Annotated in this window: 3 protein-coding genes; 2 read left to right on the top strand and 1 reads right to left on the bottom strand. The window is 70.9% G+C overall.

The features are described from left to right. On the bottom strand, positions 1-920 hold a 920-nt coding region (locus tag C4313_RS11570), incomplete at its 3' end, for a cyclic nucleotide-binding domain-containing protein (protein ID WP_352430000.1). Between the two features lie 121 nt (positions 921-1041). Between C4313_RS11570 and C4313_RS11565 the strand changes: the two genes are divergently transcribed. Together C4313_RS11565 and C4313_RS11560 are read left to right on the top strand one after the other, a co-directional pair. Continuing rightward, on the top strand, positions 1042-2085 hold the full coding sequence (locus C4313_RS11565) for a histone deacetylase family protein (RefSeq protein ID WP_352429999.1): 1044 nt from the start codon (positions 1042-1044) through the stop codon (positions 2083-2085). Positions 2086-2104: 19 nt separating this feature from the next. Continuing rightward, the coding region (locus C4313_RS11560) for an amino acid kinase family protein (RefSeq protein ID WP_503012470.1) at positions 2105-2344 on the top strand (240 nt) is incomplete at its 3' end.

Below are 2344 nucleotides of genomic sequence, written 5' to 3'. Positions count from 1 at the left end.
TGCTGGTGGGCCCGGAGGCGATCCAGTTGCTCGTAGATCAATTTCCGGATCTCGTCGGGTTGGGGGAGGTTCGAGAAACCCACCCGCCCGCTGAAGGCCTCGACCTCGATGTCCCCGAAGTCCAGCAGGTAGGGACTGGCCAGGGGGCTGCGCCGCAGGATCTGCACCTCCTGGACCTGGTCCAGGGGCATGTCCTGGCGGGCCTCCGGGCCGGGGATCACGTAGAGCCAGCGCCCCCGTTCGATGTGGACGATGCGCCGCGTGGTGAGGATGTATTGATCGTCCCACCAGTTCCAGACCTGAGCGGCCAGGAGGGCGAGGGGGAGGAAGTTCAGGAGGAGGGCGGGCCACGCGTTCCACTGGGCCAACCAGAAGGTGGTCACCACGATGGTGACCAGCAGGAGGGCAATGGGGGGGAGGAGGGCCGGGACCAGGCTGATCCAGTGGCGGTGGATGGCCGCCAGGACCTGCTCCTCGGGCTCCAGCCAGGGGAAGCGCGGGGCCCGCAGGCGGGCCTCCACGTCGGGCGGCAGCGCCAAGCGGTGGATCAGATCCGGATGGGCTGCCAGCAGCGCGTCGAAGGCAGCCTTGTCGATCCGCCATCCCTCCACCGGCGAGAGGGCCAGGGCCGTGACGTCCCGGGGCTCGTTCAGGAAGAGGGCCCGCACCCCGAAGCCCTCGCCGGGCTGGACATGGCGCACCAGGCGCTCCACCCCGTCCGCCCCGATGCGCAGGAGGACCAGCCGACCGGACCGCAGGATGAAATAGGCAGGGAAGTTCTCCCCCTCGATGAACAGTTCCTGGCCCGGGGCCAGGGTGACCGGCTGGGCCAGCGCCGCCACGCGGTCCAGGTCCTCCGGGTCCAGCCGCCGGAACAGGGGCTGCGCCGCGAGCACGGCGCGCCGTTCGTCCTCAGCCATGGCGTTCTCCCTCGGGCAGGGACGCTCCTTACGGATCGCTTTCTACTATGATACACGCATTGCGGGCGAGGCGTTTCGCCGGTATCCTCAAGGGCGCGGGAATCCCAAGGAGGACGTGGCGATGGCCGTGGCGTATGCCTACGACCCCCTTTTCCTCGAGCACGACGACCCCCAGCACATTGAGCGGCGGGACCGTCTGGAGCGGGTGATGGCCGTCCTGGAGGCTCACGGGGTGCTGGCACAGGCCCTGGCCCTGCCGGTGGCACCCATCCCCCTGGAGCGCCTGACGCGGGTCCACCGCCCGGAGTATGTGGAGCGGGTCCGCCGGCTGGCGGAGCGGGGCGGTGGGGGCCTGAACTTTCCGGGCGATGAGACTTATGTGGCCCCGCGCTCCTTCGAGGCCGCCTTACGGGCGGCCGGGGCGGTCGAGGCGGCGGTGGCCGCCGTCTGGGAGGGGCGCGCCCAGCGGGCCTTCGCCCTGGTCCGCCCCCCAGGCCATCACGCCTTCCCGGACCATGGGGAAGGGTTCTGCCTGTTCAACAACGTGGCCCTGGGGGCCCGTTTCGCCCGGGACGAACTGGGCGCCCGGCGGGTGATGATCGTGGACTTCGACCTCCACCACGGGAACGGCACCCAGGCGATCTTCTACACCGACCCCACCGTGTTCTATCTCTCAACCCATCAGTGGGGGATCTACCCAGGGACTGGGGGCTGGCGGGAGATCGGGGCAGGGCCGGGGGAGGGGACCACCCTCAACCTGCCTCTGCTGATGGGCGTAGGGGACCGAGGGTTTCAGCGGTTGCTGGAGGCGGTGATCGTTCCTGCCGCCCGGCGTTTCGCGCCCGATCTCATCCTGGTCTCAGCCGGTTACGATCCCCACTGGGGCGACCCCCTGGGCGGGTTGACCATGACCGTGCAGGGGTTCGCGGCGTTGACCCGGGGGCTGACGGAACTGGCCGACGCCCTGTGCGGGGGGCGCCTGGTTTTCGTGCTGGAGGGGGGCTACCATCGGGAGGCCCTGGCGTATGGGGTCCTGGCGGCCTTCCGCCTCTGGCTGGGCCATACGGACGTCCTGGATCCCCTGGGCCCGCCCCCGCGCCCGGAGGAGCCCCCCATCGAGTCCCTCATCGCCCAGGTCCGTCGCCTGCACCGGCTGGAAGGGTAACGGGGCGGGAGGTCTCCGGATGGCGGAGGAGCGGGTCTTTCTGAAACTGGGCGGCTCGTTGATCACCGACAAGCGGCGGGAGCGGCGGGCGCGGATCCGGCGGATCCGGCGGCTGGCCGTCGAGATCCGGGAGGCCCTGGCCCAACGCCCGGCCCTCCGCCTTCTGGTGGGCCACGGGAGCGGCTCCTTCGGCCACGCCGCCGCGGCCCGCACGGGCATCCACCGGGGCGTCGCCACGCCGGAGGACTGGCGGGGGTTC

Source organism: Thermoflexus sp. (genome assembly GCF_040289485.1).
In the GTDB taxonomy this organism is placed as follows: domain Bacteria; phylum Chloroflexota; class Anaerolineae; order Thermoflexales; family Thermoflexaceae; genus Thermoflexus.
Note: the sequence above shows the minus strand (reverse complement) of the source record. Positions and strands in the feature narration are given on the sequence as shown.